The organism is Allobosea sp. Leaf344 (genome assembly GCF_001426225.1).
GTDB lineage: Bacteria > Pseudomonadota > Alphaproteobacteria > Rhizobiales > Beijerinckiaceae > Allobosea.
In genome coordinates, this window is the sequence record NZ_LMRT01000011.1 from 481 (window position 1) to 18,969 (window position 18,489).

The 18,489-nt window shown below is 68.2% G+C and carries 16 protein-coding genes; 10 read left to right on the plus strand and 6 right to left on the minus strand.

Annotated features, from left to right (window positions below):
- The first annotated feature begins 250 nt into the window (after positions 1-250).
- The 4 genes from rpsO to ASG72_RS08450 all read left to right on the plus strand — a co-directional run bounded on the left by rpsO (position 251) and on the right by ASG72_RS08450 (position 5,175).
- On the plus strand, positions 251-520 hold the full coding sequence (gene rpsO / locus ASG72_RS08435) for a 30S ribosomal protein S15 (RefSeq protein WP_056711102.1): 270 nt from the start codon (positions 251-253) through the stop codon (positions 518-520).
- Between the two features lie 259 nt (positions 521-779).
- Positions 780-2,948 (plus strand): polyribonucleotide nucleotidyltransferase, encoded by a 2,169-nt coding sequence (pnp, locus tag ASG72_RS08440; RefSeq protein WP_056711104.1) that lies wholly within the window; start codon positions 780-782, stop codon positions 2,946-2,948.
- Between the two features lie 203 nt (positions 2,949-3,151).
- Positions 3,152-3,892, plus strand: a complete 741-nt coding sequence (locus ASG72_RS08445) for a SprT family zinc-dependent metalloprotease (RefSeq protein WP_056711106.1) — start codon at positions 3,152-3,154, stop codon at positions 3,890-3,892.
- An 86-nt stretch (positions 3,893-3,978) separates the two neighbouring features.
- Positions 3,979-5,175, plus strand: a complete 1,197-nt coding sequence (locus ASG72_RS08450; RefSeq protein ID WP_056711107.1) for a multidrug effflux MFS transporter — start codon at positions 3,979-3,981, stop codon at positions 5,173-5,175.
- 6 nt (positions 5,176-5,181) lie between these two features.
- Here the strand turns inward: ASG72_RS08450 and ASG72_RS08455 are convergent, their stop codons facing one another.
- Positions 5,182-7,326, minus strand: coding sequence for a transglycosylase domain-containing protein (locus tag ASG72_RS08455; RefSeq protein WP_056711109.1), 2,145 nt, complete (start codon positions 7,324-7,326; stop codon positions 5,182-5,184).
- Between the two features lie 386 nt (positions 7,327-7,712).
- Between ASG72_RS08455 and ASG72_RS08460 the strand changes: the two genes are divergently transcribed.
- The gene (locus ASG72_RS08460) at positions 7,713-8,306 is read left to right on the plus strand and encodes a TetR family transcriptional regulator (protein ID WP_244488747.1); all 594 of its coding nucleotides are present in this window, start codon (positions 7,713-7,715) and stop codon (positions 8,304-8,306) included.
- A gap of 56 nt (positions 8,307-8,362) precedes the next feature.
- Positions 8,363-10,318: an SDR family NAD(P)-dependent oxidoreductase gene (locus ASG72_RS08465; protein ID WP_056711113.1), complete on the plus strand. Its 1,956-nt coding sequence runs from the start codon at positions 8,363-8,365 to the stop codon at positions 10,316-10,318.
- Here the strand turns inward: ASG72_RS08465 and ASG72_RS08470 are convergent.
- Both ASG72_RS08470 and ASG72_RS08475 read right to left on the minus strand, forming a co-directional pair.
- Positions 10,248-11,171, minus strand: a complete 924-nt coding sequence (locus tag ASG72_RS08470) for an NAD-dependent epimerase/dehydratase family protein (protein WP_056711116.1) — start codon at positions 11,169-11,171, stop codon at positions 10,248-10,250. The genes ASG72_RS08465 and ASG72_RS08470 overlap by 71 nt on opposite strands.
- Positions 11,164-12,174: a glycosyltransferase family 4 protein gene (locus tag ASG72_RS08475; RefSeq protein WP_156395866.1), complete on the minus strand. Its 1,011-nt coding sequence runs from the start codon at positions 12,172-12,174 to the stop codon at positions 11,164-11,166. The genes ASG72_RS08470 and ASG72_RS08475 overlap by 8 nt, the downstream gene beginning before the upstream one ends.
- 129 nt (positions 12,175-12,303) lie before the next feature.
- Between ASG72_RS08475 and mmcB the strand changes: the two genes are divergently transcribed.
- A complete protein-coding gene (gene mmcB / locus ASG72_RS08480; protein ID WP_056711172.1) occupies positions 12,304-12,771 on the plus strand; it encodes a DNA repair putative endonuclease MmcB in 468 nt (155 codons plus the stop codon).
- A gap of 21 nt (positions 12,772-12,792) precedes the next feature.
- Here mmcB and ASG72_RS08485 read toward each other — a convergent pair whose 3' ends face one another.
- Positions 12,793-13,359 carry an ActR/PrrA/RegA family redox response regulator transcription factor gene (locus ASG72_RS08485; protein WP_056711118.1) on the minus strand — a complete coding sequence of 189 codons (567 nt, stop codon included), beginning with the start codon at positions 13,357-13,359 and terminating at the stop codon, positions 12,793-12,795.
- Between the two features lie 112 nt (positions 13,360-13,471).
- Positions 13,472-14,776 carry an ActS/PrrB/RegB family redox-sensitive histidine kinase gene (locus ASG72_RS08490; RefSeq protein ID WP_056711174.1) on the minus strand — a complete coding sequence of 435 codons (1,305 nt, stop codon included), beginning with the start codon at positions 14,774-14,776 and terminating at the stop codon, positions 13,472-13,474.
- Between the two features lie 218 nt (positions 14,777-14,994).
- On the opposite strand from ASG72_RS08490, the gene phaZ reads away from it, so the two are divergent.
- From phaZ to ASG72_RS08505, 3 genes are all read left to right on the plus strand, one after another.
- Positions 14,995-16,296 carry a polyhydroxyalkanoate depolymerase gene (gene phaZ / locus ASG72_RS08495; RefSeq protein ID WP_056711176.1) on the plus strand — a complete coding sequence of 434 codons (1,302 nt, stop codon included), beginning with the start codon at positions 14,995-14,997 and terminating at the stop codon, positions 16,294-16,296.
- A gap of 112 nt (positions 16,297-16,408) precedes the next feature.
- Entirely contained in the window at positions 16,409-17,041 is a 633-nt protein-coding gene (locus tag ASG72_RS08500) for a pyridoxamine 5'-phosphate oxidase family protein (protein WP_056711119.1), read from the plus strand.
- Between the two features lie 75 nt (positions 17,042-17,116).
- On the plus strand, positions 17,117-17,449 hold the full coding sequence (locus ASG72_RS08505; RefSeq protein WP_056711121.1) for a hypothetical protein: 333 nt from the start codon (positions 17,117-17,119) through the stop codon (positions 17,447-17,449).
- Between the two features lie 24 nt (positions 17,450-17,473).
- Here the strand turns inward: ASG72_RS08505 and ASG72_RS08510 are convergent, their stop codons facing one another.
- Complete coding sequence (locus ASG72_RS08510; RefSeq protein ID WP_056711122.1) at positions 17,474-18,472, minus strand: adenosine kinase; 999 nt, start codon at positions 18,470-18,472, stop codon at positions 17,474-17,476.
- Between the last annotated feature and the right edge of the window lie 17 nt (positions 18,473-18,489).

Here is an 18,489-nt window from a genome sequence, read left to right on the forward strand (position 1 = left end):
AAGCCCGGCGGGGCGGGTGTTATCGCCCTCCCGCCGAACGGCGACAGGGTCCACAGGATCCCGCGGCCCGCCCGATCGCGCTGCGGGATCGCCGCGCTGGCTTTCCCTGGGATTTCGTGTATATCCCCCGCAACCGGCCTTCGTGCCGGCCGCGCATCCTCTCCATGATGAGGGGCCGGCGCCTCCCGGACCTTGCTGGACGACATCCCGGCCTGGCCTGCCAGATCAACCCCATCACGAGGATAACCCGATGTCGATCACTGCCGAGCGCAAGACCGCGCTCATGAGCGAATACGCCACCAAGCCGAACGATACCGGCTCGCCGGAAGTCCAGGTCGCGATCCTGACCGAGCGCATCAACAACCTGACCGGCCACTTCAAGTCCCATGTCAAGGACAACCATTCCCGCCGCGGCCTGCTCAAGATGGTGTCGCAGCGCCGTTCGCTGCTCGACTATCTCAAGAGCAAGAGCGAGCCGCGCTACCGCACGCTGATCGAGAAGCTCGGCATCCGCCGCTGATCGCCGCGCCAGTCCCCGTCCGCCCGGTGCGACCCTCGCTCCGGGCGGATGCCTTTCAGGTCCATGCCGCAATGGGGCGGCACGCCTGACACTCCGAAGGCGGGGGCCGCATGGGGCGGCTACCCGCAGGATCCACCGGCCGTCCCCGACGTCCATGGCAGGATCGCAAAGCGCTCGCCCGACCGGCCGGAGCGCTTCGCCGTCTTGCTCATGGGCCGGAGCCGACCGGTGGGTCGCATCCGATCCGAAAGACAGATCCATGTTCGATGTACAGACCGAAGAACTGATGTGGGGCGGGCGCAAGCTCGTGCTCGAAACCGGCAAGATCGCCCGCCAGGCCGACGGCGCCGTGCTCGCCACCTATGGCGAGACCGTCGTGCTCGCGACCATCGTCTCGGCCAAGGAGCCGAAGCCGGGCTTCGACTTCTTCCCGCTGACCGTGAACTACCAGGAGAAGACCTTCGCGGCCGGCCGGATCCCCGGCGGCTATTTCAAGCGCGAGGGACGCCCTTCCGAGAAGGAGACCCTGGTCTCCCGCCTGATCGACCGGCCGATCCGCCCGCTCTTCGCCGAAGGCTACAAGAACGACACGCAGGTCGTCGTCACCGTCCTGCAGCATGATCTCGAGAACGATCCCGACATCGTCGCCATGGTCGCCGCCTCCGCCGCGCTGACCCTGTCGGGCGTGCCCTTCATGGGCCCGGTCGGCGCCGCCCGCGTCGGCTATTTCGACGGCGCCTACAAGCTCAACCCGCTGGTCGACGAGATCAAGGAATCGCAGCTCGACCTCGTCGTCGCCGGCACCCAGGACGCGGTGCTGATGGTGGAGTCCGAGGCGAAGGAGCTGCCCGAGGACGTGATGCTCGGCGCGGTGATGTTCGGCCACAAGCATTTCCAGCCGGTGATCGACGCGATCATCCGCCTGGCCGAGAAGGCCGCCAAGGAGCCGCGCGACTATGTGCCGGCCGATCATGGCGTCGTGCTCGATGCGGTGCTGAAGCTGGTCGACGCCGATCTGCGCGCCGCCTACAAGATCACCACCAAGGCCGAGCGCTACAAGGCGATCGACGCCGCCAAGGCCAAGGTCCAGGCGCTGGTCTCCGACACGCCGGACGGCAAGACGACCTTCACCAAGGAGCAGGTCTCCGGCCAGTTCAAGGAGGCGCAGGCCAAGGTCGTGCGCTGGACCATCCTGGACGACGGCACCCGCATCGACGGCCGCGACCTGAAGACCGTCCGCAAGATCGTCGCCGAGGCCGGGATCCTGCCCCGCACCCATGGTTCGGCGCTGTTCACCCGCGGCGAGACGCAGGCGCTGGTGGTCACCACGCTCGGCACCGGCGATGACGAGCAGTTCATCGATTCGCTGGAAGGCACCTACAAGGAAACCTTCCTGCTGCACTACAACTTCCCTCCCTATTCCGTCGGCGAGACCGGCCGGATGGGCTCGCCCGGCCGCCGCGAAATCGGCCATGGCAAGCTCGCCTGGCGCGCCATCCGGCCGATGCTGCCGGCCAAGTCGGAATTCCCCTACACGATCCGCGTCGTCTCGGAGATCACCGAGTCGAACGGCTCCTCCTCGATGGCCACCGTCTGCGGCACCTCGCTGGCGCTGATGGATGCCGGCGTGCCGCTGAAGGCGCCGGTCGCGGGCATCGCGATGGGTCTGATCCTGGAGGGCAAGCGCTTCGCCGTGCTGTCCGACATCCTCGGTGACGAGGACCATCTCGGCGACATGGACTTCAAGGTGGCCGGCACCGCGACCGGCATCACCTCGCTGCAGATGGACATCAAGATCGCCGGCATCACCGAGGAGATCATGAAGGTCGCCCTCGACCAGGCCAAGGGCGGGCGCGACCACATCCTCGGCGAGATGAGCAAGGCGCTCGCCACCTCGCGCGGCCAGCTCGGCGAATACGCCCCGCGCATCGAGACGATGAAGATCCCGGTCGACAAGATCCGCGAAGTCATCGGCTCCGGCGGCAAGGTCATCCGCGAAATCGTCGAGAAGACCGGCGCCAAGGTCAATATCGAGGATGACGGCACCATCAAGATCGCCTCCGCCGACGGCAAGTCGATCGAAGCCGCGATCAAGTGGATCAAGTCGATCGTCTCGGAAGCCGAGCCGGGCATGATCTATGACGGCACCGTGGTGAAGATCATGGAGTTCGGCGCCTTCGTGAACTTCTTCGGCGCCAAGGACGGGCTGGTCCATATCTCCGAGCTCGCCGCCAACCGCGTCCAGAAGGTCTCGGACGTCGTCAAGGAAGGCGACAAGGTCAAGGTCAAGTTCCTCGGCCAGGACGAGCGCGGCAAGATCCGCCTCTCGATGAAGGTCGTCGACCAGGAGACCGGCGAGGACCTCACCGAGAAGCTCAAGGCGCAGCGCGAGGCTGAGAAGTCCCGCGAGAAGAGCCAGGCCGAGTGAGGCGTCCGCGCCTCGTTTCGCGCTTCACGTGAAACATCACGCCCCGCAGCGATGCGGGGCGTTTTGCGTTTCCAGGCCGCGGGCCGCCGCCTCTGCGCCCAGATCCCGAGCGGCCGCCCGGCGCGGGCTTCCGATGCCGGAGCGCCGCCCGCGCCGCCCGAAACCCCTTCCGTCGGCGGTGCGAATCCGGCAGACTCCGCGCGATGCGGTTCTCCCTGTTCAAGCGCCAGCCGGATCCCGACCGGATCGACGTGCCCCATGCCGGCCAGAGCTTCGCCGTCAGCGTCAAACGTCGCGGCAGCGCCAAGCGGATGACCTTGCGCGTCTCGCAGGCCACGGGCGAGATCACCCTCACTCTGCCCGAGCGGGCGGATTTCGCCGCGGCGCGGCACTTCGCGGAGACGCATGGCGGCTGGATCGCGGCGCGCATGGCGAAGCGGCCGCAGAGCGTGCGCTTCGAGGCCGGCGCCAGCATCCCCTTGCGCGGCGTGCCGCATCGCATCGTGCATTGGTCGCGCGTGCGCGGGGTCACCCAGGCGACCACCGACGGCAATGGCGAGCCGATCCTGGCGGTGTCCGGCGACGCCGCGCATGTGCCGCGACGCGTGCTAGATTTCCTGCGCAAGGCGGCGCTGCGCGACATCGAGGCGGCGGTGGCGACGCATACGGCGGCGCTCGGCATTCCCGCGCGCAAGATCACCATCCGCGACACCACCAGCCGCTGGGGCTCATGCTCGGCCAAGGGCCATCTGAGCTTTTCCTGGCGGCTGATCCTGGCGCCGCCGCTGGTGCTGGATTATCTCGCGGCGCATGAGGTGGCGCATCTCAAGGAGATGAACCATTCGCACCGCTTCTGGGCGCTGACGCATCGGCTCTGCCCGCGCACCGAGGAGGCCGAAGCCTGGCTGAAGCGCCATGGCGCCGGGCTGCACGGCTATGGCTGACGCCACGGGCTTTCCAAGCCGGTAAGCCTCTGTCACCAAGGCGGCGAGGCTCTCCCGCCGCTCGCTTCGCTCACAGGGTCACGCTCATGAGACTTCGCCCGGATACGCTGGCGATGACCGCCGTGCTGGCGATGCTGACCGCGCTCGGCCCGCTCTCGACCGATTTCTACCTGCCCTCCCTGCCCGATATCGCGCGGGTGATGGGCAGCGACGTCGCCGGGGCGCAGGCGACGCTCTCGGCCTTCCTGTTCGGTTTCGCCGGAGGGCAGATCCTGTGGGGACCGCTCTCCGACCGGCTGGGGCGGCGGCCGATCCTGCTGTTCGGCCTCGTGCTGTTCATCGCCGCCACGCTGGCCTGCGCCTTCGCGCCCTCGATCGGCTGGCTGACCGCCGCGCGCGCTGTGCAGGCGCTCGGCGCCTCGGGCCCGATCGTGCTCGGCCGGGCGATGGTCCGCGATCTCTATGAGGGGCCGCGGGCGGGGCGCGAACTGGCGCGGATGGGCATGATCATGGGGCTGGTGCCGGCGGTGGCGCCGGTGCTGGGCGGGGTGCTGCAGGATCTGTTCGGCTGGCGCTCGACCTTCTTCGCCACGCTGGTCTTCGCGGCGGCGCTGCTGCTGGTGATCCTGCTCGCCATGCCCGAAACCCTGAAGACCCGCGCGAGCCAGCCGCTCTCGCTGCTCTCGATCGTCAGGGGTTATGGTCAGCTGCTGCAGAACCGGGCCTTCCGGGTCTATGTCGCGCTGACCGCCCTGGCCTATGCCGGGCTGTTCGCCTTCATCTCCGGCTCCTCCTTCGTGCTGATCGGGCTCTACGGGCTCACGCCGCTGCGCTACGGCCTGTCCTTCGGCTTCGGCGTGCTGGGCTTCATCCTGGGCACGATCATCGCCCAGAGGCTGGTCGGACGGCGCGGCATGGATGGGGTGATCGGCATCGGCGTCGCCTGCCTGGCGGCGGGCGGGCTCCTGATGCTGCTATGCGTCGCCACCGGCCTCGGCGGCGCGCTGGGCGTGGTGCTGCCGATGGCGCTCTATGCCTGCGGGGTCGGGCTGACCATGCCGCAGGCCCAGGCCTCGGCGATGATGCCCTTCCCCCGCAGCGCGGGGGCGGCCTCGTCTTTCAACGGCCTCTGCCAGATGCTGCTGGCGGCCTGCGTCGGCCTGCTGGTCGGGCAGTCGCTGCGCGGCGCGGCGCTGCCGCTGCCGCTGGTGATGTCGGCGCTGGGCCTCGGCGCCTTCGCCCTCTTCCACGCCAGCGCCGGGTTGCGCGCCGGCCGCAGCTGAGGCGGCTCAGCCGCCGAACAGCTTCTGCAGCAGGTTCTTCTCCTGCGGCGCGGCCGGAGGAACCCAGGCCCGGTCGCTGTCGGCGGTCTGGGTTCGCGCCTGCGGCGCGACGCCGGCGACCGGCGCGCCGTCGTCGAAGATCGATTTCGGCCCGCTGCGCCAGAGCCCGCCGGGCAGCGGCGAGGGCTGCAGCCCATTATGCGCGGTCTGCATGAATTTGCCCCAGATCTGCGCCGGCAGGCCGCTGCCATAGACCCGCTTCATCGGGCTGTTGTCGTCATTGCCGAGCCAGACCGAGGTCACAAGCTTGCCGGTGAAGCCGACGAACCAGGCGTCGCGGAAATCCTGGGTGGTGCCGGATTTGCCGCCGGCCTCCCAGCCCTTGAGATTGACCTTGCTGCCGGTGCCGCTGGCCATCACCTCGTGGAACATCGCGTTCATCATCGCCAGCGTCTGCGGCTGCACCACCGCGCCGAAGCCATTGCCCTTGCGGGCGTAGACGACCTTGCCGGCCGAGGATTTCACCTCGCGGATGACGTAGGGCAGCACCGCCTGGCCACCATTGGCGAAGGTGGCATAGGCGGTGGTCAGCTCGACCGGCGTGACCTCCGAGGTGCCCAGCGCCAAAGAGGGATTGGCCTGGAGCGCGGAGGTGATGCCGAGGCGCTGGGCGGTGCGTACCACCTCGCGCGGGGTGACCTCCTGGTTCAGCCTCACCGCGATGGTGTTGAGCGAATGGGCGAAGGCGGTCTGCAGCGTCACCGGCCCGCGATAGGTGCGGGTGTTGTTCTCGGGCTGCCAGCCCTTGATCGAGACCGGGGCGTCGTCGCGGATCGTATCCGGGGTCAGCCCCTGCTCCAGCGCCGTGAGATAGACGAAGGGCTTGAAGGAGGAGCCGGGCTGGCGCTTGGCGGCGGTGGCGCGGTTGAACTGGCTCTTGGTGTAGTCACGCCCGCCGATCAGCGCCCTGAGCGCGCCATCCGGCGCCATCGCCACCACGGCGCCCTGGCTGACGCCCTGCTTGGCGCCCTGGGCGGCCAGCGCCTCGACCAGCGTCACCTCCGCGGCGGCCTGGAGCTTGGGGTCGATCGTGGTCAGGACCGTGACGTCGCCCTCGATCGCGCCGATGAAATCATCGAGCACATCCATGACGTAATCGGCGGCGTAATTCACCGAGCCCGCGCCGATTCTTTCGGCCGCCTCGGCCGGCGCGACCAGCGCCGTCTTGGCCGCGGTGGCCGAGATCAGCCCCTGATCCGCCATGGCGGCGATGACGAGCTGGGCCCGCTTTTCCGCGGCCTCCGGATTGCGGTTGGGCGCCAGACGCGACGGCGCCTGCACCAGCCCGGCGAGCATCGCCGCTTCGGCGATGGTGACCGAGCGCGCGGATTTGTTGAAATAGCGCTGCGCGGCGGCTTCCACGCCATAGGCGCCCGAGCCGAAATAGACGCGGTTGAGATAGAGCTCGAGGATCTGGTCCTTGGAATAGGTCCGCTCCAGCCAGAGGGCCAGGATCGCCTCCTGGATCTTGCGTGCGGCGGTGCGCTCCTGCGTCAAAAACAGGTTCTTGGCGAGCTGCTGGGTCAGGGTCGAGCCGCCCTGAAGGCCGCCCCGGCCGCGCAGATTGGTGGCGACGGCGCGGGTCAGGCCGATCGGATCGATGCCGAAATGCTCGTAGAAGCGCTTGTCCTCGATCGCGACGAAGGCTTTCGGCAAATAGGGCGGCACTTCGCCGATGGTGATGGTGCGCCCGCCGGTTTCGCCGCGATTGGCCAGCAAGGTGCCGTCCGCCGCCAGGATCGCGATGTTGGGCGGGCGTTTCGGGACAGTCAGCTGGTTGATCGGCGGCAGCTGCGCGGCATGATAGGCGACGAGCCCGCCGAGGCCGATGGCGCACCACAGGCCCAGCACCAGCGTCCAGTAGAACAGCCGGCCGACGATCGAGCCGCCACGCCGGCGGCCACGGGACTTCGCGCGCCTGTCGCGCCGCGGCGGCTCCCGCTCCTGCGTAATGCGCCCGGAGCGGCCGGACGCGCCGCGCGTCGGGCGATCATCGGCGGAGAGGCGGAAATCGCCATCGTCGCCGCGGTCGCCACGACCGTGCCCGAAAGACGGCTCGCGCCGCTCCCCGCGTCTCGTCCGATCGTTCATCCTGTCCCGTTCGGCCTGGCCGGCCCGGCCTCGCGCAGGCTGCGCGACGCTTCCAGCGCCGACCCTCACACAGGAGCTAAACATGGCGGTTTTAAGGGGCGGTTAAGCTTGGCGGCGTCGCCGGACCCTTATCGCGCGGCGCGGAGTGGGTCGCGGGCCGGGGGCGGGACGGCCTCTGCGGGAGGGGCTCCCGGAAGGGTGATTTCGGCAGCCGCAAAAGTCTGCGCTTCAGCCCTGAAGCGATCGTTGACATGCAACAATGCGCCCCGCCGCGCGTTGGCTCCAAAATGGGAAAAGCCAAAGGCTTCATTGAGTTGACGAATGATAAAATCCGTCATACGCCCTGATGCCGCCCGCATTGCCCGATCATCAGCAAGGGTATCCTGTTGAGCCAGCCTGAGCGCGATACGCGACAAAGCATCATCGATACGGCCGAGCGGTTCTTTCGCGATATCGGCTATCAGAAGACGACCGTCGCCGATATCGCGCGGTCGCTGCGGATGAGTCCCGCCAATGTGTATCGCTTCTTCGACTCCAAGAAATCGATCAACGAGGCGGTTCTGGAGCGGTACAAGGGCGAGCAGGAAGAGGCGCTGGCGCAGATCACGGCAGGGCCCGGCACCGCCGGCGAGCGCCTGCGCAAGATGCTGCTGGCGATCCATCGCCTGAACGAGTCGCGCTTCGCCGACCAGCAGCGGATGCAGGAGATGGTCTGCGCCGCGATGGAGGAGAGCTGGGACGCCATTCTCGAGCACATCGCCAGGCTGGACGCGCTGGTGGCGGCGGTGGTGGCGGAAGGGGTCGCGAGCGGCGAATTCCGGCAGGTCGATCCGAAGGCCGCGACACGCTGCATCCAGACCGCGATGGTGCGCTTCCAGCACCCGCTGCTGATCAATCAATGCGCCAGGATCCCCGGGCCCACGGCCGAGGAGCTGATCGAATTCGTGCTCTCCGGCCTGCGCGCGCCGCAACAGGTCTGACGCCGGTCGACGGGCTTCGTTGACAAGCCGTCATGGGAGCGGGATACCGCCCGGGCATGATCCATCCCGCGAAACAGAACGTCAAACGGCTCGCCGTCATCGTCCATGACCTGATCGTCACGGCGCTGGCGATCCTCCTGGTCTTCGTCATCCGTTTCGAGGGCGAGGCGCTGCAGGAGCATCTGCGCCACCTGCCGGCGACGCTGCCCTTCTTCGTCGCCTATGCCGGCGTGGTCTACTGGTTCTTCTCGCTCTACCGGTCGAAATGGCGCTTCGCCTCGCTGCCGGACCTGTCGAACATCGTGCGCGCGGTCACGGTGCTGACCCTGAGCCTGCTGATCGTCGACTACATCCTGGTCTCGCCGACGCTCTACGGCTCCTTCTTCTTCGGCAAGATCACGATCGGCCTGTATTGGCTGGTCCAGAACGCGCTGCTCGGCGGCCCCCGGCTCGCCTATCGTTATTTCAAATATTCCCGCTCACGGCAGCAGGCCGCGCGCGGCGACGCGCTGCCGGCGCTGCTGCTGGGGCGCGGCGTCGAAGTCGAGATGGCGATCCGCTCTATGGAAGCCGGAACGATGCGCAATCTGCGGCCGACGGGGATCCTGACCCCGCGCAGCGACGATCTCGGCCAATCGATCCGCGGCGTGCCCGTGCTCGGCATGCTGAGCCAGATCGAAAGCGTCGCGATGGATGCGGCCGAGCGTGGCGAAGCCTTCCGCCGCATCGTCGTCACCGGCAGCGCGCTGGTTCCCGAAGCCGAGCCCGATCAATGGCTGGCACGGACGCGCAAGCTCGCCTTGCCGATCTCGCGGATCGATACCGGCGACGGGGTCAAGGAGACCGAGCTGGCGCCGCTCGAGATCGAGGATCTGCTGGTGCGGCCGACGGTGGCCATCGACAAGGAGCGGCTCGGCAGCTTCCTGAAGGGCAAGAAGGTGCTGGTGACGGGCGGGGGCGGGTCGATCGGCTCGGAAATCTGCCTGCGCTGCGCGGCCTTCGGCGCCGCCGAGCTGATGATCGTCGAGAGCTCCGAGCCGGCCCTGTTCGGCATCACCGAGCAGCTGGCCGCGATCAGGCACGACACCGCCGTCTCTGGCGCCATCGCCGATGTCCGCGACCGTGGCCGGATCACGCCTCTGTTCAGCGAATTCGCACCGGATATCGTGGTCCACGCCGCCGCCCTGAAACATGTGCCCTATCTCGAGGCGGATTGGAGCGAGGGCATCAAGACCAATATCTTCGGCTCGGTGAACGTCACCGACGCCGCGATCAGCGCCGGCGCCAAGATTCTCGTGCTGATCTCGACCGACAAGGCGATCGAGCCGGTGTCGATGCTGGGCGCGACCAAGCGCTTCGCGGAAATGTATGTGCAGTCGCGCGATGCCGAATTCGTGGCGGCGGCGGCCGGCATGCGGCTGGTCGCCGTGCGCTTCGGCAATGTGCTGGGCTCGGTCGGTTCGGTGGTCCCGAAATTCAAGGCGCAGATCGACCGCGGCGGGCCGGTGACGGTGACCAGCCCGGAGATGATCCGCTATTTCATGACGATCCGCGAAGCCTGCGACCTCGTCCTCACCGCCGCCTCCCATGCCAGGACGGAGGTTCCGGAGGCGGAACGCGCCGCCGTCTACATTCTGAAGATGGGCCAGCCGGTGAAGATCATGGATCTCGCCGAGCGGATGATCCGCCTCGCCGGTTTCGAGCCGAATGTCGATATCGAGATCAGGGTGACGGGGGTGCGGCCGGGCGAGCGGCTGAACGAGATCCTGTTCGCGCAGGACGAGCCGAAGGCCGAGACCGGGCTGGACGGGGTCATGGCCGCCAAGCCCAGCTTCGCCGGGCGCACCAAGATGCAGGGCTGGCTGGCGCGGCTGGAGGCGGGGGTCAAGGCAGGCGACCGGGCGGCCGCGGAAGCGGTGCTGGAAGAGGCGATCCCGGATTTCAGCCGGCGGCCGCACCGAGCCGGCGCAGCGCCTCTCGCGCCGCCAGCGGCGGCCGCCAACCTGTCCTGAGCAGCGCCGCCGGCGGCGCCACCAGCCCGCCGCTCAGTTTTGCGAAACGATCCTGCCGCCCCACCAGCCCTGCCAGGCCCGCGAGCCAGGATGGGGGGATACTCAGCAGCCCCGGGCCGCGGCCGCGACCCTCCCGCAGGGCGGCGATGATCTCGCGGACGCTGACCGGCTCTTCATCCGAGACGATGTAGCAGCGCCGCGCCGGGCAGGCCGGCGACAGGGCGAAGCCGATGGCGTCGCAGAGGTTTTCGACTGCGAGCATCGAGCGCGGCTCCGTCAACCCGCCCAAGGGCAGGGGCAGCGGCAGCCGGGCGAGCCGCATCAGCGCCGCCATATTGGCCTTGACCCCGGTGCCATAGACCAGCACCGGACGCAGGGCGATCCAATCGAGATCGCGCTGCGCGAGGCCCTGCTCGGCCGCGCGTTTCGAGCGGCCATAGGCATCCGTCGGCCGCGGCTCGTCGTCATCCGCGACAGGACCATCGGAGGCGCCGGTGACGGCCTTGATCGAGGAGAGGTAGACGAAGCGCCGGATTCCGGCCCGGATGGCGGCATCCGCCAAGGCCAGCGTCGCGCGGGTGTTGACGCGCTCATAGAGCTGCTCGTCGAGGCCGGGGCCGGCATGGGCGAGGCCGGCGAGATGCACGACATGATCGACCCCCGCCAGCGCCTCGCCCCACTCGGTCGCCGCGTCGAGTTCGCCCGTGACCACCGCCTCGACCCCGTCCGGAACCGGCTGCGGACGGCGCAGAGCGAGGCGCAGATCATGGCCCGAGCGGATCAGCGCCGGCACGAGATGGCGCCCCACGAAGCCGCTGGCGCCGGTGACGAGGATGCGGGGCCGGTCAGACATGGCGCCGTCTCGGGCGCGAGAAGCGGCGCAGCAGCAGCGCGGTGAGGATCATCGCGACGGCCAGGCAGGCCAGCGCCGCATCGAGCCGGGGCGTCAGCGTCGACAGCCAGGCGAGGCCGATCAGGATCAGGTTCAGAGCCGCGATCGCGCCGACGATCTCGATCACCTTATGGCCGTTCACGGTCGCCTGCTGATAGAGATGCGAGCGATGCGCCTCCCAGACGCGCTCGCCCCGCGACAGCCGCCGCAGGAGCGTCAGCGTTGCATCGGTGACGTGGTAGAGCGGCAGGATCAGCGCCGCCGCGAATTCGCCCGTGCCGGCCAGGCGATAGAGCAGATAGGCGGTCAGCAACCCGATCGGCAGCGAGCCGACATCGCCGAGGAAGAGCCTGGCGACCGGCCGGTTGAAAGGCGCGAAGCCTATCAGCCCGCCGCATAGGCCGGCGGCGAGACAGACGCTCCCGGGATCGAGCAGGCCGAAGCCCCCACTGAACGCCAGCGCGCCGAGCAGGGGCACCAGCCCCGCGACCGTGATCCAGTCCAGCCCATCCATGAAATTGACGAGGTTGACGAACCAGACGCCCGCGAGCAGCGCCAGAGCGCGCTCCAGCGCAAGCGGCATCAGCTCCGGGAAGAGCCGCAGATCCGGCGCCGCGACGAGGAGCACCAGCCCCACGCAGACAGCCTGCAACCCGAGCCTGATGCCGGCCGGAAGCGGCCTGATGTCGTCCCAGGCCCCGACCAGAGCGAGGAGGCTGGCGGCGGCCATGACGATCGTAAGCTCCCGCCCGGGCGTGGAGGTGGCGGCGATCGCGGCCCCGACGGCGAGGAAGCAGCCGGCGAGCACGGCGATGCCGCCGCCCTGCGGTGTCGGGACGCTGTGGCTGGAGCGGGCATTGGGCCGCGCCAGCGCATAGCGCAGCAACAGCGGCCGCAACAGAATGCAGAGCAGGGCCGAGAGGAGGGCGGCGGCGGCGGCGATCAGAAGCGGCATCATGTCCATGTCCGGGGCGGCGGCACCATAAGCCAGCGCGCGCGCTTGACCAGAGCCGCGCGGCCGGCCCGGACGGCTCAGCCGGAGTTTTGCGCTTTTTCCTTGCAGGAATCAGCACAAACGCAGAACATGGCCGACATGGCTCCCACTCAGACCCTCCTCGTCGCTGCTCTGGCGCCCGCACGACCCGACATCACCCGCGCCGTCTGCCGGGGCGCCGGCCGGCATCTGCGCGCGCGCGGCTATGCGATCGTCAAGGAGATGACTTTCGCCAATGGCCGGCGCGGCGACATTGTCGCGCTGTCTCCGGCGGGCGAGCTTCTGGTGGTGGAGGTGAAATCGGGGCTGGAGGATTATCGCGTCGACGGGAAATGGCCGGATTACCGCGATTATTGCGACGGCTTTCTCTTTGCCGTCGCGCCGGATTTCCCGCTGGAGCGGCTGCCGGAGGATGTCGGGCTGATCGTCGCCGACGCCTATGGCGGGGAATGGCTGCGCGACCCGCCGCGCCATCCGCTGGCGCCCGCCCGGCGCAAGGCCCTGACCATCGCCTTTGCCAAGCTCGCCGCGGCGCGGCTCGCTCTGGTCGAGGATCCCGGCGTCTAGGGCGCCTTTGCGGGCGGCGCCTCAGCGCGGCGCGCGTTTCGCCAGGATGCGCTGCAGCGTGCGGCGGTGCATGCCGAGGCGACGGGCGGTTTCCGAGACGTTGCGATTGCAGAGCTCATAGACGCGCTGGATATGCTCCCAGCGCACGCGGTCCGCCGACATCGGATTTTCCGGCGGCATCGGCCGGGAATCGCGCGCCGCGGCGAGTGCGGAGTGGATCTCGTCGGCATCGGCCGGCTTGGCCAGGAAATCGAAGGCGCCGAGCTTCACGGCGCTGACGGCGGTGGCGATGTTGCCATAGCCGGTGAGCACGATGCCGCGCGCCTCGGGCCGGCGTTCCTTCAGCCGGGCGATGACGTCGAGCCCATTGCCGTCGCCGAGGCGTAGATCGATCACGGCGAAGGCCGGGGCGTCTTCCTCGACGGCGGCCAGGCCGGCCGAGACGGAATCGGCGGTGCGGACCTGGTAGCCGCGCCCCTCCATCGCCCTGGCGAGCCGAGTGAGAAAGGGCCGGTCGTCATCGACCAGCAGCAGCGACATATCGGCCGGCACGCTCGCCGGGGCAGCCTGAGTCAGAACCTCTTGCATCGCACCCTCCTTCCGGCGGAACCCTTCCGCCGGAATACACAGCCGCTCGCGGCGTTGTACCGAATACGCAGGAGCGTACCCCGCTGGATCAGCCATAACCCTATGTAGTGCTTCAACTTAGCGCTTGGTAGGCCCCCGCCTCCCTGGAATCGGCTTCGAAGACGGCGCGCAGCCAGGAAATCCGGATCACCGCGCCGGTCGCGGGCGAAGGCCGGTTGGAGAACTCCAGCATCGCGCCGCTGCGCTCGAGCAGCGTCTTGGCGATGAACAGGCCGAGCCCGAGCCCGCCGCCGGCGCGGCCTTCGCCGGGACTGTGCGAAAGATAGGGCTCGCCCGCCCGCATCAGCACCTCCGCCGGGAAGCCGGGCCCGTCATCGGCGATGCTGAGGGTGACATGGGCCTCGTCCCAGCTCGCCGCGATGGTGACGGAGGTCCCAGCGAAATCGACGGCGTTGTCGACGATATTGCCGAGGCCATAGATCATGCCCGGGTTGCGGCGGCAGATCGGTTCGGGCTTCTCGCCCTGCATCACGATTTCGAAAGGCACGCCGAAGGGGCGCTGCGGGCCGGCCGCCTCCTCGATCAGCAGGCGCAGCGAGAGCTGGTCGAGCGGGCTGCCATCATCGTCCTGCAGCGAATTGAGCTTGCCCAGAATGCCGCGGCAGCGCTCGACCTGTTCGCGCAGCAAAGCGATGTCTTCCGCCATTTCGCCTTCCGCCGGGGCGAGCCGCGACAATTCCCGGGCGACCAGCGCGATGGTGGCGAGCGGCGTGCCGAGCTCATGGGCCGCCGCCGCGGCGAGCCCGTCCAGCTGCGAGAGATGCTGTTCGCGGGCCAGCACCAGCTCCGTCGCCGTGAGCGCGTCGGAGAGGTCGCGCGCCTCCTTGGCGACGCGCCTGGCATAGGCGCCGGTGAAGGCGAGGCCGAGGACCAGCGCCGTCCAGTTCCCCAGCTGATAGGCCGGTGGCAGCACCGGCCGCGGCTCTCCGGCCCAGGGCAGCGGCAGGTGCAGCGTCGTCAAAGCGGTGGCGAAGCCGACGACCAGCATGCCGAGCAGCAGGGTGCGCTGCGGCGGCAGCGCCGTCGCCGAGATCATCACCGGCGCGAGAAACAGGATGGAAAACGGGTTCTGCAGCCCGCCCGTCAGATAGAGCAGAGCGGCGAGCTGGACGATGTCGAAGGCCAGGAGCGCGGTCGCGGCGCCTTCGCGCAGGCGGTGACTCAACGGGAACCGGATGCGCAGCGCGATGTTGAGCCAGGCAGAGACTGCGATGACCGCGAAGCACCAGCCGAAGGGCAACGTGAAGCCCAGCCCGAAATGCACCCCCGCCACGGCCAGGCTCTGGCCGGAAATGGCGAGCCAGCGCAGGCGGATGAGTGTGTCGAGGCGCAGATGCCGGCTGGCCACGGCGGGCATGCGTGCGACGGGGTCGAGGGCGGTCACGGGGCGCGAGGTCCCGGCCATGGGCGAGGATTGGTTTGGAATAAAGTGTGGCGAACGGGCATCTGAAGAGAATCTTAGCCCTTTGCCTGATTGAATGAAATTGAATTCGACTTAACGTGGGGATTCTGCTGCGCTGCACCCATTGCGCCGCAGCGACAGCAAGGACCGAATTTCAGATGTACAAGGCCACCATGTCCTTCGCCTATCATGCCTATGAGGCGGTCCACATGATGGTGAGCCCGGCCCGGACGATGTCCGACGCGCTGCATCTCACTTTCAAGAACCCGGCCAACCCCTTCACCTATACGCCGCTGGGGCGCACCGTGGCCGCGTCCTGCGAGCTGTTCGAGCGGACGACGCGGCGCTACGGCAAGCCCGGCTTCGACCTGCCGCAGACGACGATCAACGGCGTCAAGGTCGATGTCGAGGAGCGGGTGGTCTGGGAGCGCCCCTTTTGCCGGCTGATCAATTTCGACCGCAAGATCGAAGGGCGGCGCAAGCCGCAGCCGAAGGTGCTGATGGTCGCGCCGATGTCGGGTCATTACGCCACGCTGCTGCGCGGCACGGTCGAGGCCTTCCTGCCCGGCCATGACGTCTACATCACGGATTGGGTCGATGCGCGACTGGTGCCGCTCGCCGCCGGCCGTTTCGATCTCGACGATTACATCGATTACGTCATCGCCATGCTGCAGAAGCTCGGGCCCGAGACGCATGTCATGGCCGTCTGCCAGCCCTCGGTGCCGGTCCTGGCGGCGATCGCCCGGATGGAGGCCGAGAACGACCCGGCCGCGCCGCGGTCGATGACGCTTATGGGCGGCCCGATCGATACGCGCCGCTCCCCGACCCAGGTCAACCAGGTGGCGATGGAGCGCGGCACGGAGTGGTTCCGGCGCAACTGCATCACCAAGGTCCCCTTCCCGCATGCCGGGATGATGCGGGACGTCTATCCCGGCTTCCTGCAGCTCTCGGGCTTCATGGCGATGAATCTCGACCGCCATGTCAACGCGCATTACGACATGTTCAAGCACCTGATCAAAGGCGACGGCGATTCCGCGGAAAAACACCGCGAATTCTACGATGAATACATGGCGGTGATGGATCTGACCGCCGAATATTATCTGCAGACGGTCGAGACGGTGTTCGTTGAACACGCTCTGCCCAAGGGCCAAATGATGCATCGCGACAAGCCGGTGGATCTCACGGCGATCCGCCGGGTCGCGCTGATGACCGTCGAAGGCGAGAAGGACGATATCTCCGGCGTCGGCCAGACGCAGGCCGCCCATGATCTCTGCACCGGCATCCCGCAGGACAAGCGCGTGCATTACCTGCAGATGGGCGTCGGCCATTACGGCGTCTTCAACGGCTCGCGCTTCCGCTCGGAGATCGCGCCGCGGATTTCGGACTTCATGGTCAGCCTCGACATGGAGGCCGCCAAGACCCGTCGCGACGCCAGCGCGACGGAAGCCCGCAAGGGGCTGCGCATCGCCAGCTGAGCCGAAAGCGGCGCAAGGCCGCTCCTCCGACGCGAGAGGGAAGACGCGGCCGCCTCGCCCTCTGGCGCGGCGCGCGCGATCGTCTATAGTCTAGACTTTCGCGGGAGCCGAGATGAATCCTCAGATCGACACGCCGGAGGCCTTGGCGCGCCTCTACCCCAACGCGCCGGCGCCGGCTTCCATCGCCAAGGCGATCGACCATGTCGACGCGAATTACGCCGCGCTGATCGCGGCATCGCCCTTCATGGTGCTCGCCACCTCGGGTCCGGACGGGCTGGATTGCTCGCCGCGCGGGGATAGACCGGGCTTCGTCACGGTCCGGGACGCGAAAACGCTCCTGATTCCCGACCGAAAAGGCAATAACCGGTTGGATTCGCTGAGAAATATCCTGTCCGACCCGCGAATCGGAATGCTCTTCCTGGTGCCGGGCCATGGCGAGACCCTGCGCGTCAACGGAACAGCCACCCTATCTTGCGACCCGGAGTTGTGCGAGCCGCTCGCCATGGCCGGAAAGGCCCCGGCCTGCGTCATCGTCGTCCATGTCGAGCAGGTCTATTTCCAATGCTCGCGAGCCGTGGTGCGCGCCGATCTCTGGAACCCGGCGGCGCAGCCGCCAAGCAGTAGCTTGCCCAGCGCCGGCACGATCCTGCACGACATCACCGCCCGCAACGCCGCGGTGGAGACCTTCGACGGCGCCGCCTATGACGCCGCCCTGCCCGCGCGTGTGAAGGCGACGCTCTACTGAGGGCGTTGCAAAGCGACAGGCGGCCGGCTAGGAGGCTTCCGTTTGGTCACGTTCGGACCAATCGGGGGAAAGCCAATGCGATACCGTCTTCTCGTCTCGCTCGCCGCGCTGCTGACCGCATCCGCGGCAGCGGCCAGCGACTATGCCTTCACGCTGCACAACCGCTCGTCCGGCTGGGTGATCAGCGGCTTCCAGACCTTCCAGGACGGGCGCTGGAGCCGGAACTGGTTGGACAGCCGAATCCGCGCCGGCGAGTCCGTCGCCATGGACTGGCACAGCAACGAAGGCAGCTGCGTCGTGCCGTTCCGGGTGCAATGGGTCGATTACGGCTCGGAGGAGTTCCGGATCGACTGGTGCAAGGGTGTGAGCAACATCTACATGCGCGACAAGGGCTTCAGCTGGGATTGAGCGCCGCCCGCGGCCGGGCTGCTCTCAGAGCAGCCCTTCATTCCCGGCCAGCACTTTCAGGCTGACATCGGGCCGGGCGCCGACATGGCTGATGATCTCGGCCGCGGCCAGCGCGCCGAGCCGCAGGGAATCGCGCACCTCCCGGCCGGATGTCAGGCCGAACAGGAAGCCCGCGGCGAAGAGATCGCCGGCGCCGGTGGTGTCGACGATGCGCTCGACCGGGAAGACCGGCTCGGCCACGATACCGTCGGGCGTGATCGCCAAAGCGCCCTTTTCGGAGCGCGTCACCGCCGCCAGCACCTTTTCCGCCGTCAGCGCGGCCAGCGCCGTCTCGAAATCGGCGGTCTGGTAGAGGCTCTTCAGCTCATGCTCGTTGGCAAAGACGATGTCGACGGTGCGGTTGCGGATCAGGCCCAGAAACTCGTCGCGATAGCGATCGACGCAGAAGGAATCCGAAAGGGTGATGGCGACCCGGCCGCCGGAGCGATGCGCGATTTCCGAGGCCTTGCGGAAGGCTTCCTTGGCCGCCGGCGGATCCCAGAGATAGCCCTCGAGATAGACGATGTCGGCGCTGGCGACGGTGGCTTCGTCGACATCGGCCACGGACAGGCCCTGGCAGGCGCCGAGATAGGTGTTCATCGTGCGCTCGCCATCGGGTGTGACGATGATGAAGGAGCGGGCGGTGGCCGGGCCTTCCTGCGCCGCGGCCGTGCCGAAACCGACGCCGAGCGAGGTCAGGTCATGCCGGTAGATCGCGCCGAGCTCGTCGGCCTTGACCTTGCCGATGAAGCCGCCCTTGCCGCCGAAGGAGGCGAGGCCGGCGATGGTGTTCGCGGCCGAGCCGCCCGAAATGACCTTGCCCGGGCCCATCGCCGCATAGAGCAGCTCGGCCCGCGCCTCGTCGATCAGCGCCATGGAGCCCTTGGCGAGGTCGTGACGGGCCAGGAAATCCTCCTCCGCCGTCGCGATCACATCGACGATGGCGTTGCCGAGGGCGAGAACGTCGAGGCGCGATGCGGTCATGAGGGGGTGTCCGGCTG